The sequence below is a fragment of the Arthrobacter sp. JSM 101049 genome (genome assembly GCF_041679245.1).
GTDB lineage: Bacteria > Actinomycetota > Actinomycetes > Actinomycetales > Micrococcaceae > Arthrobacter_H.
This window is the reverse complement of the sequence record NZ_JBGFFC010000001.1, coordinates 521,810-542,667: the sequence shown is the minus strand read 5'-3', so window position 1 is coordinate 542,667 and position 20,858 is coordinate 521,810. Positions and strand designations below refer to the sequence as shown.

Genomic DNA, 20,858 nt, shown 5'->3' with positions numbered 1-20,858 from the left:
TCACCATTCTCTCACGTCGAGGGGACGGGCTCGGTCCCGGGGCGGCTAGTTTGACGCGCCGTCGTCATCCATCGGAACGGCGTGCGCGCGGCGGCCGCGGCGGCGCAACACCGCATCGACGATGAGGAAGGCGATGCAGCCGAGCAGGACCCCGGCCAGGCCGAAGACGACGGCGAAGAACCCGAAGACCGACCCCTGGGTGAACTCGCCGCCGGGATCGCCGGCGAGGGCGGTGAACATGGCCGCCAGCACACCGAGCACGGCGCCGGCCCCGACGAACGGCCAGAACTTCGGCGAGCTGGAAACCGAGACCTCGACGGGTTCGGGGGAGTTGCCGTGGTCGCGGGGGGAGGAGGCTGAGCGGGGGGATTCCATGCCTTAAAGGGTACCGAAGAGCGGCAGGTGCCTGGACAGGTCGGCACGCAGCCCGGAGGCCGAGACGGCACCGGAGGCGAGCGCGCCGGGCCAGTCGAGTTCGCCGGTGGCCAACGCCAGCCAGGTGGCCGCGTCGAGTTCGACCACATTCGGCGGGGTGCCGCGGGTGTGCCGGGGTCCGGCGACGCACTGGGCGACGCCGAATGGCGGGACCCGGACCTCCACCGAATTGCCCTCGGCACGCTCGGAGAGCTCCTCGAGCGCATAGCGCACGGCCATGGCGGTGGTCGGGCGGGGCAGTGCGGCCCGTTCCCCCGCGTCCGCACGCTGCCAGGCAGCCACCGCAGCGAGGCCCCTCTCGGCCGGGATCCGGCGTCGTACTCCCACGTCCTAGTCCAGCAGGTCCAACACAGGCCGGGCGAGGCGTACCCTGCCCACCGGCTCCCCGCCCCCGAGCACCGGGGTGGTGATCTTTTCGAGGACGGCGGTCATCGCCTCGACCTCGATGGCACCGACGGAGGCCAGCAAGGTCAGCCCCACCAGCGAGGCGGCCCGGGAATTGCCGTCGCGGATCTTCAGCGCGCAGGACACCCCGTCCGGTGCGCCCAGGATCAACACGCCCTCGGCTCCGAGCTTGGCGAGGACCCCCAGGTCCTCCATCACGACCGTGTTCTCCTCGCCGTGCCCGTGGACGGCCCAGGGGTAGTCGAGCATGGCGGTGGCGATGGTGGTTGCCCGGGCGTCGGAGGTCTTGTTGCCGGGCGACCCGGAGAGCCGCCCGGTCGCGGCGGCCAGCCCGCGCAGCGAGATCGCCGGGATCGGGGCGCCGCACCCGTCGACGGCCAGGTGGGCGATCTTCTCGCCCGCGTAGTCCTCCACGACCTCCACGACGCGGCGTTGCAGCGGATGCCCGGGGTCGAGGTAGGTGGCGGTGTCCCAGTCGTTCTCGGTGCAGGCCCACAGGAAGGCGGCGTGCTTGCCGGAGCAGTTGAACGCCAGGCGGGAGGGCGATCCGCCGGCACGGATGGCCTGCAGCCGGGTGGCCTCGTGGCGGGGCCAGGCCGCCGGGCAGCGCAGGTCTGCCTCGGACAGGCCGGCCTTGGCCAGCATCGCCGCCGCCAGCTCCTGGTGCTCGGTGCTGCCCACGTGGCTGGCGCAGGCCAGGGCAACCTCCGCACCGCGCAGCGGGACCCCGGACTGCATGGAGGCCAGCGCCTGGAAGGGCTTGAGCGAGGAGCGCGGGAAGACTGGCGCATCGATGTCGCCCAGGGAGCGCAGCACCTCACCGTCGGTGCCGAGGACGACGGCGGTGCCCGCATGGCGGGATTCGATGAAGCCGTTGCGGTCCACGACGGCCAGGTCGGCGAAAGCTGGGGTGCTCTGGGGCATGCGACTACTCTAAGCCCACCGGAGGCAGGGCCGGGGCGGGGTTCAGCCGGCAGCGGGCCGGCCCAGGACCGCCACCAGGAAGCCCGTGTCCCCGGGGTAGGGGTGCAGCTCCCAGGAAGAGAACCGCTGGTCGAACGTGAAGCCGGCCTCCTGCGCGTCGTCGGCGAACGCCTCGGGGGCGTAGCCGCGGTCGGTGCCGAAGCCGACGACCGCCCGGCCGCCGGGGGCCAGGTGGGCGTGGAAGCGGCGGAGGACCTCGGGCGCGCTGCCCGGGGCGAGGAACGTCATGACGTTGCCCGCGCAGACGATGAGGTCAAAGGGTTCGGATCCGGCGGCCAGGTCGAGTTCGGCAAGATCGAGTTCGGCCAGGTCGCCGACCCTCCAGTCGACCCGGGGGTGATCGGCCCGGGCCGCCTCGATCAGCTCGGGATCGGCGTCCACCCCGACGACCTGGTGGCCGCGCCGGGCGAGCTCGCCGCCCACGCGTCCGGGCCCGCAGCCGGCATCGAGGATGCGGCTGCCGCGCGGGAGCATCGCGTCGACCAGCCGCGCCTCGCCGTCGAGGTCCGCGCCCTCGGCACGCATGGCCTCGAAGCGCTGGATGTACCACTGTGAATGGCCGGGGTTTTCCTTCCGGCGGGCTTCCCAAAGGGTTTCTTTACGCACGTCCACCAGCCTACCCAAGCCCCCGCCGCCGCGCCCCGGTACGCTTGGGGATCGTGAAGGTACTCGTCATTGGCCCCGGTGGCCGCGAACACGCACTTGTCCGTTCCCTCCGCGACGACCCGTTCGTCACCGAGGTCCACGCAGCACCCGGCAACGCGGGCATCGCCCGCGACGTGCCGGTCCACGCCATCAACGCCCAGGACCCCGCAGCGGTCGTGGCGCTGGCCCGCGACCTCGGGTCTTCGCTGGTCGTCGTCGGGCCGGAGGCGCCACTGGCCGCCGGCGTCGCCGACGCCCTGCAGCAGGCCGGCATCCCGGTCTTCGGCCCCACCCGGGCCGCCGCCCAGCTGGAGGCATCGAAGGCGTTCGCCAAGGAGATCATGGCCGTGGCCGGCGTGCCCACCGCCATGGCGCGCGTCGCCACCGACGCCGCCGAGGCAGCGGACGCGCTGGACGCCTTCGGGGCCCCCTACGTCGTCAAGGACGACGGGCTGGCCGCGGGCAAGGGAGTCGTCGTGACGCAGGACCGCGACGCCGCGCTCGCCCACGCCGAGGAGTGCTTTGCCGCCGGCGGCAGCGTGGTCATCGAGGAATTCCTCGACGGCCCCGAGGTCTCCCTCTTCGTCATCTCCGACGGCCACCACGCCGTCCCGCTGGCCCCTGCCCAGGACTTCAAGCGCATCTTCGATGGCGACGAGGGCCCAAACACCGGCGGCATGGGTGCCTACAGCCCACTGCAGTGGCTGCCCGCCGGCTTTGTCGAGGACGTCATGGACCGCGTGGCGATGCCGACCATCACGGCCATGGCCGACCGCGGCACGCCGTTCACCGGCGTGCTGTACTGCGGTCTGGCCCTGACCCGGCGCGGCATCCGCGTCATTGAATTCAATGCCCGGTTCGGCGATCCCGAGACCCAGGCGGTGCTCGCCCGGCTCCAGACGCCGCTCGGCTCGCTGCTGCTGGCCGCGGCCAATGGCACCTTGGATGCCGTCGAACCCCTGACGTGGCGCTCCGAGACGGCCGTCGGGGTGGTCCTGGCCTCCGCCCGGTACCCGGACAGCCCGGTCACCGGGGACGTCATCACCGGCCTGGACGAGGCGGCCGCCCTCGAAGGGGTCAGCGTGCTGCACGCCGGGACCGCCGTGGACGACGCCGGTGCCACCGTGTCCGCCGGGGGCCGGGTCCTGGCCGTGGTCGGCCTGGGAGAGGACCTGGTGGCGGCGCGGGAACGGGCCTACGCCGGGGTCGGGAAGATCGGCCTGGCCGGCGGGCAGTACCGCACCGACATCGCCCTGCGCGCCAGCCAGGGTCGCATCGCCGTCGAGCTGGAGGAGAACTGATGGCCGGATTCGAGACCGAGACCCTGGACCTGCCCGGGTGGGACCACCTGTATTCGGGCAAGGTGCGTGACCTCTACACCCCGGCCGGGATCGCACCGGACGAGGCCGACCGGGTCCTCGTGGTGGCCAGCGACCGGATCAGCGCCTACGACTTCGTCCTGGAGACACCGATCCCGGACAAGGGCAAGGTGCTCACCCAGCTGAGCCTGTGGTGGTTCGACCAGCTCGACGGGTTCGCCAACCACGTCATCTCCACCGACGTGCCGGAGGCCGTGGCCGGACGGGCCATGGTCTGCAGGAAACTGCAGATGTACCCGATCGAGTGCATCGCCCGCGGATACCTCACCGGCTCGGGCCTGGCCGAATACAACGCCTCGCGGACCGTGTGCTCGCTGCCCCTGCCCGACGGCCTGGTGGACGGCTCGGCACTGGAACCGGCGATCTTCACCCCGTCGGCCAAGGCCGAGGTCGGCGAGCACGACGAGAACATCACCTATGCCGAGGTCATCGAGCGGGTCGGGGAGTCGGTGGCAGCCCAGCTGCGGGAGCGGACTCTCGGGGTCTACACCCGGGCCGAGCAGATCGCCCGGGAACGCGGCATCATCCTCGCAGACACCAAGGTCGAGTTCGGTCTGGATCCCGCCAGTGGCGAGATCACCCTGGGCGACGAGGTCCTGACCCCCGACTCGTCGCGGTTCTGGGACGCCCAGACCTACGAGGCGGGGCATGCCCAGCCGTCGTTCGACAAGCAGTTCGTCCGGGACTGGCTCACCTCCGGGGCCTCCGGCTGGGACCGCGGCGGCGACGCCCCGCCGCCGCCACTGCCGCCGGAGGTCGTCGAACGCACCCGGCAGCGCTACATCGAGGCATTCGAGCGGCTCACCGGGCGCGCCTTCTCCGCCTAGCGGCGGGACGCCCGGATCTCCGTGGCCAACTCGATCGCCAGCGACGCGCGGTCGGGGGAACCGGCCAGGGCGAAGGCCTGCTGGGCGCGGGCCAGGTGGTCCACCGCCTCGGTGCCGTTGCCCATGCTGACCATGCAGCGCGCCGTGAGCAGGTCGATCTCGCCCTGCAGGTGCTGCGAGAGGATCTCTCGATCCTTGGAGACCGGCTCCAGTTCATCCAGCGCCTGCTCGGGCTGGCCATTCAGGTGCAGCCAGCGGGCGCGGATCAACCGCAGCTCCAGCGCCTCGGCCGGATTTCCGCCGATAACGCTGATCGCCAATTCGGCCTTCTCGATGCACTCGAGGGTCTCCGGTTCGACGACACCTGCGGTCAGGCGCATGGAGGCGGAGGCCTTGTTGAACCGCGCCCACTGCTCGATGTCGCTGGCGGGCAGCAGCCGCTGGGCAGCCAACTGGTGGTTGCTCAGTCCCGAGGCGATGTCCTGGCGCTTGAACGCAACATTGCCGATGGCCCAATAGGCGTTGCCTGCGGTCTGGCTCGGCGCGCCCTCGGAGACCGCCTCGGCGAGTGCCTCGCAGCTGGTCCAGGCGGTGTCCAGCTGGCCCGATTCGGCCAGGGAGGCGATCAGGGCGAACAGGGCGCCGATGTAGATCAGCGAGTCACCGGGCAGGTTCTTGCCCTGCTCCACCGCGTTGATCGCGTGCTCGACGGCGATGTGCAGCTTCCCCAGCCCCAGATAGGCATTGGCCACCAGGGTCTCGGCCCTGACCTTCAACGCCAGGGACTCGTCGGTCAGGGGATGGTTGAGGACTTCCTCGGCCGTGGTGCGGTATTCGTCATGCAGGCCCTGGTCGCGCAACGACTCCGCGCGCAGGAACATCATGTTCCACCACGCGCTGGAATTCTTCAGCCGCAGGGCCACGGAGGCGGCCTCGGCGGCGGTCGCGCCGGCGTCGGAATATTCACGGGCGGTGAACGACTGCCGGGCCCGGTGCTCGAGCAGCACGAATTCCGCCTCGTCGGCCGAAACCGGGGTGTTCCACGAATCCATCAGCTCGCGGTCCAGGTTCAGCCGGGCCGAGAGCTCGGTGATGATTTCCGCCGTGGGTTCCCGGCTCCCGGTCTCCAGCAGGGAGATGTAGCTCGTGGAGTACTTGCCGTGTCCGAGCTGGGCCTGGGTCAACTTCATCTGCTGCCGGGCGTGGCGCAGCTTCTCGCCGAATTTGATTCCCATGGATTCCCCTTAGTACGTCGTCGTGGTGAACTACAGCTTGCGTCGAGAAAGCGTTGTCCGCAAAACCTTGACGAAACATGTTCCTTCTAATTTACAATGAATGTTAAGTGATGCGCCACTCACTGACGCGGTACAGGTACATCCACGGCGACCCTCAAGGAGAAAACATTGAAGAAACTTGTTGCAGCGCTCGCAGCCACTGCCGCATTGGCGGCCGGTGCGGTTCTCGCCGTCGGCGATTGGCCGCATGCCACCCCTGCCGTCGGCGATTGGCCGCACTCCTCGGTGGCGGTTGGTGACTGGCCGCACTCGAGCATCAACGTCGGCGATTGGCCGCACTCCACCATCAACGTGGGCGACTGGCCCCACTCCACCATCAACGTCGGCAACTGGCCCCACGCCACCGCCATGTGATCTACCGGCAGGACCGCATTTTGCGGGATGTCGTCGAGGCCCGGTTTCCGCGCTGCGGAGGCCGGGCCTTCGCCATGCCCGCAGCGGCTCTCAGATCAGGCTCTGCTGCCAGGCGGCATGCAGGGCCGCGAAGCGGCCGCCGGCCTCCACCAGCTCCCGCGGGCTGCCGTCCTCGACGATCCGCCCGTCGTGCACCACCAGCACCCGGTCGGCGATTTCCACCGTCGAGAGCCGGTGGGCGATGATCAAGGCGGTCCGCTGCCCCAGCAGGGTCTGCAGTCCGCGTTGGACCAGCCGCTCGCTGGGAATGTCCAACGAGGAGGTGGCCTCATCCAGGATGAGCACCGTGGGGTCGGCCAGGAAGGCGCGGGCAAAGGAGATCAACTGCCGCTGGCCCGCCGAGACACGGCCGCCGCGCTTGTTCACGTCGGTGTCGTAGCCATCGGGCAGGGACCGGATGAACTCGTCCGCACCGACCGCCCGCGCGGCGAGGACGATCTCATCCGGGGATGCCCCGGGTCTGCCCAGGGCGATGTTGTCCGCGACGGTTCCGGAAAACAGGAAGGCCTCCTGCGTCACCATGACCACCGAACGGCGCAGTTCCTCGTTGGCCAGATCGCGCAGTTCGACGCCATCCAGGGTCAGCGAGCCCTCCGTGAGGTCGTAGAAGCGGGCGATGAGCTTCGCCAGTGTGGATTTTCCGGCACCGGTTTGCCCGACCACCGCCACCGTTTGCCCGGCGGGGATGTCCAGGTCGAACCGGTCCATGACCACCGGTCCATCGCCGTAGCCGAAGACCGCGTCCTGGAAGCGGATGTTCCCGGCGGGCCGTTCGAGTGCCACGGGCTGTGTGGGCTCGACGACGGTTGGCTCCTCCTCGAGGAGCCCGGAGACCTTCTCCAACGCGGCGGTGGCCGACTGCAGGGAGCTGTAGAACATGGCGATCTGGTCGACGGGCTGGAAGACCCGCTTGCCGGCCAGCAGCAGGGCCACCAGGACACCGACCTCCAGGGTCTCGTCCAGGACCCGGAAGCCCCCCAGGAGCAGCAACGTGGCGACGGTCAGGTTGCCGATCAGCACCAGGGACGGTTGCAGGACGCCGAACAGGTTGATGGACCGTATCGAGTTGTCGCGGTATTCGTGGGCGACCGCCCCGTAGCGGGTGTCGTTGTCGCGCTCGCGGCGGAACGCCTTCACCGCCCGGATGCCCGTCATCGTCTCCACGAACGAGGTGATCAACCGTGCCGAGACCACGCGGGATTCGCGGAAGATGACTTCCGAGTGCTTCTGGTACCACCGGAAGACAATGGAAATGGGTACGACGGCGCACAACACCACGAGGCCGGAACGCCAGTCCATCCAGAAGATGCTCGCCGCGGTGAAGATGACGAAGACGACGCCGGAGACCAGTTGCGAGATGCCCTGGTCCAGCAGTTCGCGCAGTGTCTCCAGATCCGAGGTCTGCCGGGAGATGATCCGTCCGGAGGTGTATTTCTCGTGGAATTCCAGGCTCAGCAGCTGGGTGTGCCGGAAGACCCGCATGCGCAGGGTCAGTAGCATCGCCTGGCTGACCTTCGCGGTGCACAGGTTGTACCAGCCCAGCAGGACCCCGGCGAGGATGGCGGAGACCAGGTAGACGGTTCCGGTGATCGTGAACGGTGCCGCGTTCCCGGCCACGAGGTGGGGCAAGGCCCAGTCGATGGCCCAGGCGATGATCACCGGGAAGGAGGCACGCGCCAGGTTCGAGACGATGACGAGCACCACCGTCAGCAGGAGCATGGGCTTCAACGGTGACGCCAGCTGGCCGAGCAGGTGCCAGGAACGGGCCCTGACGCGGGTGCGGTCCTCGCGGCTGAGCAGGATCTGGTCTTCGTCGCCGACGCCTCGTGTCTGGCTCATGCGCGGTTCCCTCCCCGGGTGTCCGATTCCAGGATGTCCTCCACCGTGGGCGGTTCGTCCAGGCTGGCGATGACGTAGCGATAGTGGTCGTTGCGGGCCAGGAGCTCCGTGTGCGTTCCCACGTCGTCGATCTGCCCGTCGCGCAACAGCGCCACCCGGTCGGCGAGCATGACGGTGGAGGGCCGGTGGGCGACGATCAGCGTCGTCGTTCCCCCGAGCACCCCGCGGAGGCGTTCGGTGACGGCCTCTTCGGTCCGGACATCGAGCGCGGAGAGGGGGTCGTCCAGGACCAGGATCCGGGGCTTGGCGGCAATGGCACGCGCCAGGGCGATGCGTTGGCGCTGGCCGCCGGACAGGGAGAGGCCCTCCTCGCCGATGACGGTATCCACGCCGTCGTCCAGGTCGCGGGCGAAACCGGCCTGCGCCACCTCGAGTGCCTCGTCGAGGGCGTGGCGGGGATCCCGGCCCGCTGGCAGGTCGGCTCCCAGCAGGACGTTGTCGGAAATCGAGGACGAAAACAGCGTGGTGTCCTCGAAGGCGACCGACACGGCCGTGCGCAGCTCGGCCAGGTCCATCCGGCGCACATCCACCCCGTCGACGACGACGGAGCCGCCCGTGACCTCGTAGAGCCGGGGGACGAGCTGCAGCAGTGTCGACTTGCCACTGCCGGTGACTCCGACCAGGGCCATCGTCTCCCCGGGCTCTACCTCGAGGTCAAGCCCGGCCAGGACCGGGGCGGACCCCGGGCGGGCATCGGGGTAGCTGAAGGACACCCCGCGCAGGCTCAGGCGGCCCTGGGGATGGGCAGGCGTCTGGGGCGCGGCGGGGGAGTCGATCGTGTTGCGGGTGTCCATGACGTCGAAATGCCGGTCCAGTGCCGTCTTCGTCGTCAGGGTCATGCCCAGCAGCATGCCGATGCCTTCGACCGGGGCCGCCAGGACGGCGGCCGTGCCGAAGAAGGCCACCAGGTCCCCAACGGTCAGCTCGCCGCGGGCCGTGAGCCAGATGCCCACCAGCAAGCCGGCGCCGAGGGTGATTTCGGGGACGGAGACGACGAACATGAGGAACCCGGAAAGGGATCGTGCCTTGTTGATCTCGGTGTCGCGCAACTGACGGGCGCGCACGCCGAATCCCTCGAGGGCCTGGCCGCCGCGGCCGAAGGCCTTGATCACCCGGATGCCGTGGACGGACTCCTCGACGTTGGTGGCGAGGTCGCCGGCCTGGTCCTGGCTGAGCCGGCTGGCGGCGCGGAAGACGTTGCGGAAGTAGAACGCCCGGATGGTGATGGGGATGGCGCCGGCGAGGTAGATCAACCCGAGCAGCCAGCTGCTCGTGACCATGAACCACAGCCCGACGACAACGGTCACGGTGGACACGACCAGCATGATCGACCCGAAGGCGAGCCACCGGCGCACCAGGCTGAGGTCGGCCATGGACCGCGAGAGCAGCTGCCCCGAGCCCCACTTGTCGTGGAATGCGACCGGCAGCCGCTGCAGGTGGCGGTACAGCCGCACCCGCAGATCGGTTTCGATGCGGGCTGCCGGGGTGATGACGAAGACGCGGCGGAAGAACACCAGGACGGCTTCGGCCAGGCCGAGTACAGCGACGATGCCGGCGCTGATCCAGACGTCGTTCGCCGAGCCCCCGGGGTGCAGCACCGAGTTCACCAGGCTGCGCAGCACCTGGGGGATCGTCAGGGCGACGATGCCCGCGCCGAGCGCGCAGAGGAAACCCGCGACCAGGCGGGGCAGATACGGGCGGATCTGTGGTCCCAGCCGGGCGAGGGTACTGCGGAACGACGTCGATGTGTCGGGTTCGCTCTGGCTGTTTTGGTGTTGCACCACGACGGGTGTCCTCGTTCTGTTGTGTTTGCCTACAGCAATCAAAACATACGGTACCGCGAGCGGTTGGGTACTACCAATCGGCCCTTCGGGTCAGCTCCTCGAGGTGAGCGTGACGACCACAGCCTCGGGCGGGCAGGCGATGCGCACCGGTGCGAAGCGCGAGGTTCCGATGCCTGCCGAAACCTCCAACGCCGTCGTCCTGCCGGCATGCTCCCAATAGGTCAACCCGCGGGCGCGCCAGGTGGGCAGGTCGCAGTTGCTCACCAGAGCTCCGTAACCGGGGATGCAGATCTGGCCGCCGTGGGTGTGCCCGGCGAAGATGACGTCTGCTCCGGTGCCGGTGAACTGGTCCAGCACGCGCTGGTAGGGCGCGTGGGTGACGGCGATCCGCAGATGCGGCGCCTGGTCGCCGGTCGAGGATCCACTGGGCCACCCCGCGAAATCGTCAAGTTTCAAGTGCGGGTCGTCCACGCCCGAGAAGTCCAGGCGCATCCCGTGGTAGGTCCGGGAGATGGCCCGGTTGGTCAGGTTGACCCAGCCCGCCGCACCGAAGCCGGTGTGCATTTCCCGCCACGGCAGGACCCGGTGATCCAAGTTTCCCGGCTGGTTCCGGCCGACGAGGTAGCGCAGGGGGTTCTTGGGCCGCGGCGCGTAGTAGCAGTTCGAGCCGGGAACGAAGACACCGGGGAAGCCCATCAACGGTCCCAGTGCATCAAGGAGTTCGGGGACGGCCCCGCGGTGGCTGAGGTTGTCGCCGGTGTTAACCACCAGATCCGGATCCAGGTCCGCCAGGGAGCGGAGCCACTGCTTCTTCGCCTCCTGGCCCGGGACCAGGTGGATGTCCGAGAGGTGGAGTATCCGCAGGTCGGCGAAGCCCGGGGGCAAGATGGGCAGCGTTTCGTGGCGGATGGTGAACGCATTGCGCTCCATCATGCCGTACCCGAGCGCCAGGCCCCCCAGTGCCGCGGCGGCCCCTGCGCCCGCGCCGAGCAGGGGTGCCGCTCGCTTGATCGACTGCCAGGTGTCCCGTGATGCGGCCATGGGTGCGGTGCTCTCCTTCGGTGGTTCCGTTATGCGTCCTTAGTCGCCATTATCGCCGCTATCGCTCGAGGAGCCACTCTCCGGGGCACCGTTGGAGCCGGAGGACCTCTTCGACGACGTATTCAGGCTCTCGGTGGGGTAGTAGTCGATGACGTCCTTGGCGTATTCGTACCACTGCGGCGCGGCCAGTGTCGAGGAGTCGACGTAGTCGTAGGTCTTGCCGTTGATGGTCTCGCCCTTGGTCGTCTGGTTACCTGTGAACCGGCCCGTCCACGAGGCGGTGGAGGTGCCGGTGGTGTAGCCGACGAACCAGGTGGAGGAGGCGGAGTTGTTGGTGCCGGTCTTGCCGGCGATCGGCTCGTTGATCCGGCCCTTGGCCACACGCGTTCCGGCGATGCGCTTCAAGGTCCCGTTCAGCGTGTTGATCACGCCGGGCTCGATGACCTGTTCGCAGGAGATGCCCGGAACCTTGTAGGAGTTCCCGGCGGCATCCGTGACGGACTCCAGTGCGCGGTTCTCGCAATACTCGCCCTTGTTGGCAAACGTCGCGAACGCGGTGGCTTGGGCCAACGGTGTGATGTTCACCGAACCGATGACGAACGACGGGTTCGCCCCGGTGATGGGCTTGTTGTCCCACGCGTCAAACAGCCCGGTACGTTCGGTCACGTTCGCGATCTTGCACAGGTCGAGCTTCGATGCCTCGGCGACGGTTGCGGTGTTAATCGACCAGTAGAGGCCGTAGTCTACGGTCATGCGTCGCTTGAATCCGGGGCTGGCGTTGCCGACGGGATAACCGGGGGGATCCAACTGCACGTAGCCCTTCGGCATGCAGGACGCCTTCCAATGGAACGATGCGGGGTAGTTGTCCCTGCTGGCGTCGATGGTGTCGGTCATCTTCCGGCCGTCCTCTAGCCAGGCGATGGCCGTGTACGGCTTCATCGTCGAGCCGCCCTGGAAACCATGGGTTCCGCCCATGGTCGAACCGACGTTGAAGTTGTAGGTCGTGTAGGAGGGGTTGTCCGGAATCGAGCCGTACTTCTTGTTCTGCGCCATGGCCAAGATGTTGCCCGTGCCCGGTTCCACGGTGACGATGGCAGCACCCATGTTGGAGGAGTCGTCCGCGGGAATCGTCTTCTGCGTCTCCTTTTCCGCTTCCTTCTGCAGGCGCGGATCCAGGGTTGTTTTGATCGTCAGGCCGCCACGGTAGAGCAGGGCTTCGCGGGCCTCTTTTGTCTTGCCGTAGGCCGGATCCTTCAGGATCAGGTGCGCGACGTAATCGCAGAAGTAGTTGGCCGAGGCGGCTCCGTAGCAGCCGGACTTCAGTTCCTTCGGGTCCAGGCCCAAGTCGGTCTTGACCGCCTTGTCATACTCCTTCTGGGTGATCGCGCCGGTGCGGAGCATGGCCCCCAGCACCGTGTTGCGGCGCTTCAGCGTCAGCTTCGGGTTCTTTTCCGGATCGAAGGTGTTGGGGCGCTGGACCATGCCGGCCAGCATCGCCGACTGCGGGATGTTCAGGTCCTCGGCATGGATGGAGAAGTAGCGCTGGGCGGCCGCTTCGACACCGTAGGTGGTCCCGGAGAAGAGCACGAGGTTCAGGTAGCCCTGCAGGATTTGCTGCTTGGTGAATTCCTTCTCCACGGAGATCGCCAGCTTCGCCTCGCGGAGCTTGTCGGCGAGGTTCTTGGTGCCCGAATACGTGATGTCGGACTTGTCGGCGCCGTTGAGGAAGGCGGCGTTGATCAGCACGTTGTTCACGTACTGCTGCGTCAGCGTGGAAGCACCCTGCTGCGACGAGCTGGTGAGGTTGTGGAGCGCAGCGCGGGCAATGCCGCGCAGGTCGACGCCATTGTGTTCGTAGAAGCGCTCGTCCTCGATGGAGACGATGGCCTCCTGCATGTGCTTCGAGATTTTGTCCAGCGGCACCGGGGTGCGGTTCTCGGCGTAGAAGGTCGCCAGTTTCGTCCCGTCCTTGGCCAGGATCGTGGAGGGCTGGGAGAGCGGCTCCTGCTTCAGCTCCGCCGGCAGCGCCTCGAAGAAGTCCATTCCGACCGAGGCGGTGGAGCCAGCCACCGAGGCGGCGGGGATCAGCATTCCGGCGGCCAGGACGCCGCACAGGGCACTGACACCGAAGAAGGCCACGATCTTGCCGAGGGTGGTTGCGGTGTTAAAGAAGGGGGACTTTCGAGACGCCATGCCCACCAGTTTAGCCGGAGGAGCTAACGTATCCCGTATGACCAAATGGGAATACGCGACTTTACCGCTCATTGTCCACGCCACGAAGCAGATCCTGGATCAATGGGGAGACGACGGCTGGGAGCTCGTCACCGTCATCCCCGGGCCCGACGGAAACGCCCCGGTGGCCTACCTCAAACGACCGAAGCAGTAGCAGGAAAGGACCCGGAAACCGTGGAAAACCAGCCCTCATCCGCCGTCGAACAGCGTCTAGCCGACCTCGGACTGACGCTGCCCCAGGTGGCGAAGCCCGTCGCCGCGTACGTGCCCGCCGTGATCACCGGCAACCTGGTGCACACCTCCGGGCAGCTGCCGTTCATTAACGGCGAACTCACAGTGACCGGCAAGGTCGGCGCCCAAGTCGAGGCCGAGGCCGCCAAGGAGCAGGCAGCGGTCGCGGTGCTCAACGCGTTGGCCGTCGTGAAGTCCATGATCGGCGACCTCGACCGCGTCACCCGGATCGTCAAGGTCGTCGGTTTCGTCTCCTCCGATCCGTCCTTTACCGGACAGCCCGGCGTGGTCAACGGTGCGTCCGAGCTGCTCGGCACGGTCTTCGGGGACGCGGGCATCCACGCCCGCTCGGCCGTGGGCGTGGCGGCCTTGCCGCTGGACGCCGCGGTGGAAGTTGAACTGATTGCGGAATTCAACTGACCCACCCCGCCCCGGAGTCGGGGGTGTGTCGGGCACGGGCGGCGGGCCGCGTCCCGTGGAAGCGGACCTGCCCCGCACCGGTCTGCTCCGGCGCCTCTTCCCGCTGCCGCCGTCCCAGATCGGGGCGGCGGACAGCTGGACCACCTTCGGCGCCCGCACCCCGCGCGCTGCCCGCAAGGCCTCATCCGTTGTTCTGCTAAGGGATTCCCCGCGCGGCGTCCAGACATACCTCGGCTACCGTCCCGGCGGATCGCCGCTGGGCTCGGTCGCCTTCCCGGGCGGCAGCTTCGAAGCGGACGACGACGACCTCACCGCCTGGTTCGGTCCCTCGATCGGGTGGTGGGCCGAACGCCTGGGCGTGTTGGACCACCGGATCACCCGCAGCCACATCGTCTGCGCGGTCCGCGAGTTGTTCGAGGAGACCGGCATCCTGTTGGCCGGGGCGGACCCGCTCTCGATCGTGGAAAACTGCAACACCGAGGAGTGGATGCAGGTCCGCGAGGACGTCGCGGGCCAGGACGTCAGCTTCACCGCCATGTTGGCCAAACGCGGCCTTGGCCTGCGCACGGACCTGCTGCGCCCGCTCTCGCATTGGATCAGCCCCGACTTCGCCCACCGACGGTTCGACACCCGCTACTTCGCGGCGGCACTGCCGCCACAGCAGGAAGCGACCCTGCTGCGGGACAAGGGCGTGTGGGCCGGGTGGAAGTCCGCCGCCGAGGTCCTGGAGCACCGCACCGAACCGCTCCTGGGCGACGAGGTCGGGCAGGAGGACACCCGCGGGCTGGACTTGAGCCGGATCACCACCCCCGCCGTGGAGTTCCTCCTCGAGAAGATCGCCACGACCCGCGGGACCGTTGCCTACCTGTCCCACCGCCGGCCGGTGAAGTCGTACCACCCCAAGCTCGTCTGCATCGACGGCAGCTACTACCTCGATGTGAGCATCAGCACGGCCTCTGAGGGCGGCGCCGCGGCACGCGGCCGCTGATCCCCACCGGTTTCTGCCGGACCTCCGGCGGCAGCTGGCAGGACAACGAAAAACCCCCGCCCCGTGGTGGTTCCGCAGGTGCGGAACGCCCCGGTGGGCGGGGGTGGATCGTTGCGCCGGGGCGACCGGCGCAACGGGTGGGCCTAGCGGGAACGCTGGCGCAGGCGCTGGATGTCCAAGATGACGACCGCGCGAGCCTCCAGACGCAGCCAGCCGCGCTGGACGAACTCGGCCAGGGCCTTGTTCACCGTCTCGCGGGAGGCGCCGACCAGCTGGGCCAGTTCCTCCTGGGTCAGCTCGTGGGCCACCAGGACGCCGTCGGTGGCCGGACGGCCGAAACGGTCCGCGAGGTCCAGCAGCGCCTTGGCCACGCGGCCGGGGACGTCGGAGAAGACCAGGTCGGCCAACGATTCGTTGGTACGGCGCAGGCGGCGGGCCAATGCCTGCAACAGCTGCACCGAGACCTCGGGGGACGTCTTGAGGACCTTGCGCAGGTTCTCGTGGCGGAGGCCGGCCAGCCGCGTCTCCGACACCGCAGTGGCGGTGGCGTTGCGCGGGCTCGGATCGAACAGGGCCATCTCGCCGAAGAGCTCGCCCGGACCGAGCACCGCCAGCAGGTTCTCCCGGCCGTCCGGGGCGGTCCGCCCGAGCTTGATCTTGCCCGAAACGATGAAGTACAGCTGGTCTCCCTGGTCCCCTTCGCGGAACACGGATGCCCCGCGGGACAGATCGACCTCGGTCAGTTCTTCGGTCAGGGCCGAGAACACCTCGTCGCTGAGCGTCGTAAACAGTGGTGCCCGGCGCAGTACCTCGATGTCCATGAATTCTCCTGTCAAGTGTGTTGGCGCTTGTCCCATTGTGCCGTAGTTGGAGACGATGTGACACCTTCCACAACGATAGTGGCACGATTTCAGCCGTCAGCACCAATGGTTGCACCGTCTGTGCCCGTAGACTGAAAGAGCCGCGCGGGCGAGAGCCGACCTCCGTGCCCCGTGCCGGTGTCACGCGACGGGTTGGAGTTTTTGGTGTTCTTCGGATTCGGCTGGCTCGACATCGTCCTGCTGCTGTCATTCGTCGCGTTCCTGGTCTCGGGCCTGCGCAAGGGGTTCTTCGTCACATTGGGCGGCGTTGCCGGCCTGATCGCCGGCGGGGTGGCCAGCTTCTACGCGATCCCCATCGTCTCCGGCTGGGTCTCCAGCTCCAATTGGCGCGTTTTCTGGGTCATTGCCACCGTCGTCGTCCTGGTGATCCTGGGCCACGCGATCGGGGTGGCCATCGGCAACCGGGTCCGCCTGGCCCTGAACTTCCCCGTCATCAAGACCTTCGACCGGCTGCTGGGCGGCATCGTCAACGTTGTCGTCGCGGCGCTGGTGATCTCGGCGATCGCGTTCTCCGCCGCGACGATGGGCCTGCCGTTCCTGTCCCAGCAGATCGCCTCCTCGAAGGTCATCAGCACGATCCGCGAGGCCACGCCGGACCCCGTGTCGGCGGCCATGGCCAAGGCCCGCTCCACCGTCATGGGCCAGAGCATCCCCGAACTCGTCGAGCCCTTCGCCCCGGTGCCCGAAACGGCCCCGGCACAGGTGGCCCCGGATTCCGAGGCGGTCCGTGCCGTCGCCGATTCGGTGGCGAAGATCACCGGAACGGCCTTCGCCTGCGGGGTCAACCAGACCGGCAGCGGCTTCGTCGTGGCCCCCGACCGGATCCTGACCAACGCGCACGTGGTGGCGGGGATCTCCGAGCCCGTCGTGAACACCCCCGATGGCCGGGCGCTGCCGGCCCGCGTCGTGCATTTCGACCCGCGCCATGACCTGGCGGTGTTGGCGGTCTCCGGGCTCGGGCTGGACCCGGTCCCCGTGGGCTCGGACCTGTCGGCCGGTGACCGGGCGACGTTCATGGGCTATCCAGCGGGCGGGCCGTTCCAGGCCAAGGGCGCCGTGGTGCAATCGCTGCGGACTGTCTCCGTGCAGAACATCTACGGTGCCGACCCTTCGCCACTGCAGATCTACCAGCTTGGCGCCGACGTCCGGCAGGGGAACTCCGGCGGCCCGCTCCTGGATGACGCCGGACGGCTCGTCGGCATGGTCTTCGCCAAGGCCAAGGGCGACACCCCGGTGGGCTACGCGCTGTCGCTGAAGGTCGTCGAACCCGTGGTCGAGCACGCTTCCGGCTACACGGACACGGTGTCCACCGGGGCCTGCTCGGCCCACTGAGGCACCCGCCCGCCCGCGACCGGGTGGGCACGCAGTGCTCAGCCGATCCAGTCCAACGTCGCCCCGTGCTGGCCCGTGTAGGCCAACGGCACCCCGTCGAGGGCGAGCGTGAACCGGTCGCCGCGATCCGAGGCGACGGTGGCCCCGCCCTCGTCGACCAGGAAGTTCTCGTTGGAAAGCCAGCGGCAGTCCAGCGACCTGACGGTCGCGGCGAAACTGGACCGCTCCGCCGCGGACAGGTAGGCCAGGACCGCCGTGTGGAAGACCACCGCCGTGTGGGTGGCCGGTACCGCCGCCACCAGCTCGGCGACGCGCTCGTTAAGGTCGCCGGCCACCAGGCGTGGGCGGCGGTCCTGCCCCAGGGTGGCGAGCGTGGCCAGGGCCGAGCGCAGCGTCGCCAGCCGGTTATCCTGGCCCGGCCAGACCAGGGCCTCGAGCCACCGGGCGGTCTGCGGGTCCATTCCGTCCAGCGGGTTCAGGTCCACCCCGGACCGGGACGCGACCTCGGGCAGGGCCGCGGGCAGGGGAGGGGTGCCGGTGGTGGCGCAGCGCAGCAGGGGAGTCCCGGAGCCGAGCCGGGTGCCGCCGTCGTACTCGTAGGAATAGAGGTCCGGCAGCAGGCACAACCCGGCCGAGGGCCCGACCTCGATGAGGGCCAGTGGCTTGCCGGTGTCTGCGGCGAGGAGCCCGAGGGCCGGGAGGAGGGTGGCGCAGCGGCCGGCTTCGTTGGTTTGCGTGCGGTGGGTGAGCACGATCTCGCGCACGCGGGGCCAGTGGGCGTGGAGGTACGCCTCCCAGGTGGCAGCGTCGCCGTCCCGGCAGCCGGTGAAGCGGCTGGCGGCGAACACGAGGTTGGGTTGGCGTTTGGCCGGCGGCAGGGTCGCGATCAGCGCTGCCAGCGTCGGGGTGGCCGCCACGTGGGTGGCCCAGTCGGCGTAGACCTCCGAGTGGCCGGCGAACCAGGTCTCCGCGTGCCGGCGGTAGCTGGTTGCCGTGGCTGCGGTTGCGTCGTGATCGGGGTGGGTCATCGTGCCTTCCTCCTCCCGGTCACCGGTGGTGGTCCCCGTTGCTGGTCCCCGGTGGTGCTAGCCGCGGGTGGCGAGCTGGTCGATGGCGTAGCCGTACCCGTTGATCCCGGCGCCGATGAAGACCGCTGCGGCGACCGGTGAGATGTAGGAATGGTGCCGGAAGGCCTCGCGGGCGTGCACGTTCGAGAGGTGGACCTCGATGACGGGCAGCTCGACGGCGGAGATCGCGTCGGCGATCGCGATCGAGGTGTGCGTGAAGGCGCCGGGGTTGATGACGATGCCGGCGGCGGTCCCGCGGGCGGCGTGGATGGCGTCGATGAGCACCCCCTCGTGGTTGGACTGGGCGAAGTCGACCTCCAGGCCGTGGACGCCCGCGCGGTTCCTGCACAGGGCCTCGACGTCGGCCAGGGTCGCCGTGCCGTAGATGGCCGGTTCGCGGGTGCCCAGCAGGTTCAGGTTGGGGCCGTTGAGGACCAGGAGGCGGCGGGGTGCGGAAGCGGCGTCGGAAGCGGTGTCGGTCATGGCCCCATTAAACCCCCACGCCCCGCCCACACGTGGTGTGTGACGGGGCGCGGGTGCTTCACGGTTGCCGGGTGCCGGTGCCGGGTGCCGGGATCAGTGGCGGACGGAATCGGCGATCTGCTGCATGACGGTGGCGTCGGCCAGCGTGGTCGAGTCGCCGACCTCGCGGCCCTCGGCGACGTCCTTCAGCAGGCGGCGCATGATCTTGCCCGAGCGGGTCTTGGGCAGTTCGGGGACCACGAAGATGCCGCGCGGCTTGGCGATCGGGCCGATCTGCCGGCCCACGTGGGCGCGCAGCACCTCCACGACGTCCTCGCCCTCGCCCGGCTCCTTCTGCAGGATGACGAATGCGTAGACCGCCTCGCCGGTGGTCTCGTCCTTCGCCCCGACGACAGCGGCCTCCGCGACCAGCTCGTTGGCCACCAGGGACGACTCGATCTCCGTGGTGGACAGGCGGTGCCCGGAGACGTTCATGACGTCGTCGACCCGGCCCAGCAGCCAGACGTCACCGTCCTCGTCGCGCTTGGCCCCGTCGCCGGCGAAGTACATGTCCTCGAACCGCGACCAGTACGTGTCCTTGTAGCGGTCCATGTCGCCCCAGATGCCGCGCAGCATCGCCGGCCACGGATCCCGGATGACCAGATAGCCGCCCTCGCCGTTGGCCACCGAGGCGCCGTTCTCGTCCACGACGTCCACCGTGATACCGGGCACCGGCACCTGGGCGGAGCCGGGTTTGGTGGCGGTGACCCCGGGCAGCGGGGCGATCATGTGGGCGCCGGTCTCGGTCTGCCACCAGGTGTCCACGATCGGGGTGGGGTGCTCCTTGCGCTCGCCGTTGGCCCCGGCGTTGGAGCCGATGACGTCGCGGTACCACATCCAGGCCTCGGGGTTGATGGGTTCGCCCACCGAGCCGAGCACGCGCAGCGAGGAGAGGTCGTAGCCGTCGGGGATCTCGCGGCCCCACTTCATCATGGTGCGGATGGCGGTGGGCGCGGTGTAGAGGATCGTGACGCCGTACTTCTGCACGATCTCCCACCAACGGCCCTGGTGCGGGGAGTCCGGCGTGCCCTCGTAGATGACCTGGGTGGCGCCGTTGACCAGCGGGCCGTAGGTGACGTAGCTGTGCCCGGTGACCCAGCCGATGTCGGCGGTGCACCAGAAGACGTCGGTCTCGGGGTGCAGGTCGAAGGTGTCGCGGTGGGTGACCGCGTTTTGCACCAGGTAGCCGCCGGTGGTGTGGATGATGCCCTTGGGCTTGCCGGTGGTGCCGGAGGTGTAGAGCACGAACAGCGGGTGCTCGGAATCGTGGGCGACCGCGGTGTGCTCGGCGGAGGCGGCGGGCACGACGTCGTCCCACCACTGGTCCAGCCCGTCGGTCCAGGCCGTGGGCTCGCCATTGCGCTTGACGACCAGCACGTTCTGCACGGAGCCGGCGCAGTTGGCGACGGCCTCGTCGACGGCGGGCTTCAGCGGGCTGGGCTTGCCGCGGCGCCAGGTGCCGTCGGCGGTGACGACCAGCTTGGCTTCGGCGTCGTCGATACGGCTGCGCAGCGCGTCGGCGGAGAACCCGCCGAAGACCACCGAATGGATGGCGCCGATCCGGGCGCACGCCAGCATGGTGATGACCGCCTCGGGAATCATCGGCAGGTAGACCGCCACCCGGTCGCCCTTGGCCACGCCGAGGGATTCGAAGGCGTTGGCGGCGCGCTTGACCTCCTCGGTCAGTTGCGCATACGTGTAGGAGCGGGTGTCGCCGGGCTCGCCCTCGAAGTGGATGGCGACCCGGTCGCCGTGGCCGGCCTCCACATGCCGGTCCAGGGCGTTGTAGGCGGCGTTGACCGTCCCGCCGACGAACCACTTGGCCACCGGGGCCTCGGACCAGTCCAGGGTCTGCGTGAAATCGGTATCCCAGGTCAGCACCTCGCGGGCGCGGTCCGCCCAGTAGCCCAGCCGGTCCTCGGCGGCCCGCTGGTACAGGTCCTCGTGGGCCACCGCCTGGTCGGCGAACGCGGCACTGGGGGCGAAGCTGCGGTCCTCATGGGACAGGTTGTCGAGGGTGGAGGAGTGCTTGTCCGACACGATCTGGGTCCTTTCGGCGCGGAAGATAGATGCTGTG

Annotated in this window: 20 protein-coding genes; 7 read left to right on the top strand and 13 right to left on the bottom strand. The window is 68.9% G+C overall.

Annotated elements, in window-relative coordinates; translation table 11 throughout:
• Nucleotides 1–45: 45 nt before the first annotated feature.
• From AB8M85_RS02560 to AB8M85_RS02545, 4 genes are read right to left on the bottom strand one after another with little or no spacing between them, the layout of a single operon-like run.
• Nucleotides 46–375, bottom strand: a complete 330-nt coding sequence (locus tag AB8M85_RS02560; protein ID WP_372697194.1) for a hypothetical protein — start codon at nt 373–375, stop codon at nt 46–48.
• A 3-nt stretch (nt 376–378) separates the two neighbouring features.
• On the bottom strand, nt 379–762 hold the full coding sequence (locus tag AB8M85_RS02555; RefSeq protein ID WP_372697193.1) for a sterol carrier family protein: 384 nt from the start codon (nt 760–762) through the stop codon (nt 379–381).
• 3 nt (nt 763–765) lie between these two features.
• Nucleotides 766–1,764, bottom strand: coding sequence for an asparaginase (locus tag AB8M85_RS02550; protein ID WP_372697192.1), 999 nt, complete (start codon nt 1,762–1,764; stop codon nt 766–768).
• Between the two features lie 42 nt (nt 1,765–1,806).
• Nucleotides 1,807–2,430, bottom strand: coding sequence for a class I SAM-dependent methyltransferase (locus AB8M85_RS02545; RefSeq protein WP_372697191.1), 624 nt, complete (start codon nt 2,428–2,430; stop codon nt 1,807–1,809).
• Between the two features lie 53 nt (nt 2,431–2,483).
• Between AB8M85_RS02545 and purD the strand changes: the two genes are divergently transcribed.
• Together purD and AB8M85_RS02535 are read left to right on the top strand one after the other, a co-directional pair.
• Complete coding sequence (gene purD / locus AB8M85_RS02540) at nt 2,484–3,770, top strand: phosphoribosylamine--glycine ligase (protein WP_372697190.1); 1,287 nt, start codon at nt 2,484–2,486, stop codon at nt 3,768–3,770.
• Nucleotides 3,770–4,675 carry a phosphoribosylaminoimidazolesuccinocarboxamide synthase gene (locus AB8M85_RS02535; RefSeq protein WP_372697189.1) on the top strand — a complete coding sequence of 302 codons (906 nt, stop codon included), beginning with the start codon at nt 3,770–3,772 and terminating at the stop codon, nt 4,673–4,675. The genes purD and AB8M85_RS02535 overlap by 1 nt, the downstream gene beginning before the upstream one ends.
• Here the strand turns inward: AB8M85_RS02535 and AB8M85_RS02530 are convergent.
• Nucleotides 4,672–5,910, bottom strand: coding sequence for a helix-turn-helix domain-containing protein (locus tag AB8M85_RS02530; protein ID WP_372697188.1), 1,239 nt, complete (start codon nt 5,908–5,910; stop codon nt 4,672–4,674). The two genes, AB8M85_RS02535 and AB8M85_RS02530, sit on opposite strands and share 4 nt — an antisense overlap.
• Nucleotides 5,911–6,078: 168 nt before the next feature.
• Here AB8M85_RS02530 and AB8M85_RS02525 point away from each other — a divergent pair, with 168 nt between their 5' ends.
• Nucleotides 6,079–6,324 (top strand): hypothetical protein, encoded by a 246-nt coding sequence (locus tag AB8M85_RS02525; RefSeq protein WP_372697187.1) that lies wholly within the window; start codon nt 6,079–6,081, stop codon nt 6,322–6,324.
• A 90-nt stretch (nt 6,325–6,414) separates the two neighbouring features.
• Here the strand turns inward: AB8M85_RS02525 and AB8M85_RS02520 are convergent, their stop codons facing one another.
• The 4 genes from AB8M85_RS02520 to AB8M85_RS02505 form a co-directional block, all read right to left on the bottom strand.
• Nucleotides 6,415–8,223 carry an ABC transporter ATP-binding protein gene (locus AB8M85_RS02520; protein WP_372697186.1) on the bottom strand — a complete coding sequence of 603 codons (1,809 nt, stop codon included), beginning with the start codon at nt 8,221–8,223 and terminating at the stop codon, nt 6,415–6,417.
• The gene (locus AB8M85_RS02515; protein WP_372697702.1) at nt 8,220–10,064 is read right to left on the bottom strand and encodes an ABC transporter ATP-binding protein; all 1,845 of its coding nucleotides are present in this window, start codon (nt 10,062–10,064) and stop codon (nt 8,220–8,222) included. Before AB8M85_RS02515 ends, AB8M85_RS02520 begins: the two co-directional genes overlap by 4 nt.
• A 93-nt stretch (nt 10,065–10,157) precedes the next feature.
• A complete protein-coding gene (locus tag AB8M85_RS02510) occupies nt 10,158–11,108 on the bottom strand; it encodes a metallophosphoesterase (protein WP_372697185.1) in 951 nt (316 codons plus the stop codon).
• Between the two features lie 39 nt (nt 11,109–11,147).
• Nucleotides 11,148–13,301 (bottom strand): transglycosylase domain-containing protein, encoded by a 2,154-nt coding sequence (locus tag AB8M85_RS02505; protein ID WP_372697184.1) that lies wholly within the window; start codon nt 13,299–13,301, stop codon nt 11,148–11,150.
• 37 nt (nt 13,302–13,338) lie between these two features.
• On the opposite strand from AB8M85_RS02505, the gene AB8M85_RS02500 reads away from it, so the two are divergent.
• From AB8M85_RS02500 to AB8M85_RS02490, 3 genes are read left to right on the top strand one after another with little or no spacing between them, the layout of a single operon-like run.
• The gene (locus AB8M85_RS02500; protein WP_372697183.1) at nt 13,339–13,494 is read left to right on the top strand and encodes a hypothetical protein; all 156 of its coding nucleotides are present in this window, start codon (nt 13,339–13,341) and stop codon (nt 13,492–13,494) included.
• Between the two features lie 20 nt (nt 13,495–13,514).
• Entirely contained in the window at nt 13,515–13,991 is a 477-nt protein-coding gene (locus tag AB8M85_RS02495; RefSeq protein WP_372697182.1) for a RidA family protein, read from the top strand.
• A 55-nt stretch (nt 13,992–14,046) separates the two neighbouring features.
• Nucleotides 14,047–14,979 (top strand): NUDIX hydrolase, encoded by a 933-nt coding sequence (locus AB8M85_RS02490; RefSeq protein WP_372697181.1) that lies wholly within the window; start codon nt 14,047–14,049, stop codon nt 14,977–14,979.
• 143 nt (nt 14,980–15,122) lie between these two features.
• Here the strand turns inward: AB8M85_RS02490 and AB8M85_RS02485 are convergent, their stop codons facing one another.
• On the bottom strand, nt 15,123–15,800 hold the full coding sequence (locus AB8M85_RS02485) for a Crp/Fnr family transcriptional regulator (RefSeq protein WP_343900293.1): 678 nt from the start codon (nt 15,798–15,800) through the stop codon (nt 15,123–15,125).
• A gap of 204 nt (nt 15,801–16,004) precedes the next feature.
• On the opposite strand from AB8M85_RS02485, the gene AB8M85_RS02480 reads away from it, so the two are divergent.
• Complete coding sequence (locus AB8M85_RS02480) at nt 16,005–17,192, top strand: MarP family serine protease (RefSeq protein ID WP_372697180.1); 1,188 nt, start codon at nt 16,005–16,007, stop codon at nt 17,190–17,192.
• 38 nt (nt 17,193–17,230) lie between these two features.
• Here the strand turns inward: AB8M85_RS02480 and AB8M85_RS02475 are convergent, their stop codons facing one another.
• The 3 genes from AB8M85_RS02475 to acs all read right to left on the bottom strand — a co-directional run bounded on the left by AB8M85_RS02475 (nt 17,231) and on the right by acs (nt 20,821).
• Nucleotides 17,231–18,220: a DUF2332 domain-containing protein gene (locus tag AB8M85_RS02475; protein ID WP_372697179.1), complete on the bottom strand. Its 990-nt coding sequence runs from the start codon at nt 18,218–18,220 to the stop codon at nt 17,231–17,233.
• Between the two features lie 57 nt (nt 18,221–18,277).
• Nucleotides 18,278–18,742 (bottom strand): type II 3-dehydroquinate dehydratase, encoded by a 465-nt coding sequence (gene aroQ, locus AB8M85_RS02470; RefSeq protein ID WP_372697178.1) that lies wholly within the window; start codon nt 18,740–18,742, stop codon nt 18,278–18,280.
• A gap of 93 nt (nt 18,743–18,835) precedes the next feature.
• Nucleotides 18,836–20,821, bottom strand: coding sequence for an acetate--CoA ligase (gene acs, locus AB8M85_RS02465; RefSeq protein WP_372697177.1), 1,986 nt, complete (start codon nt 20,819–20,821; stop codon nt 18,836–18,838).
• Nucleotides 20,822–20,858: the final 37 nt, after the last annotated feature.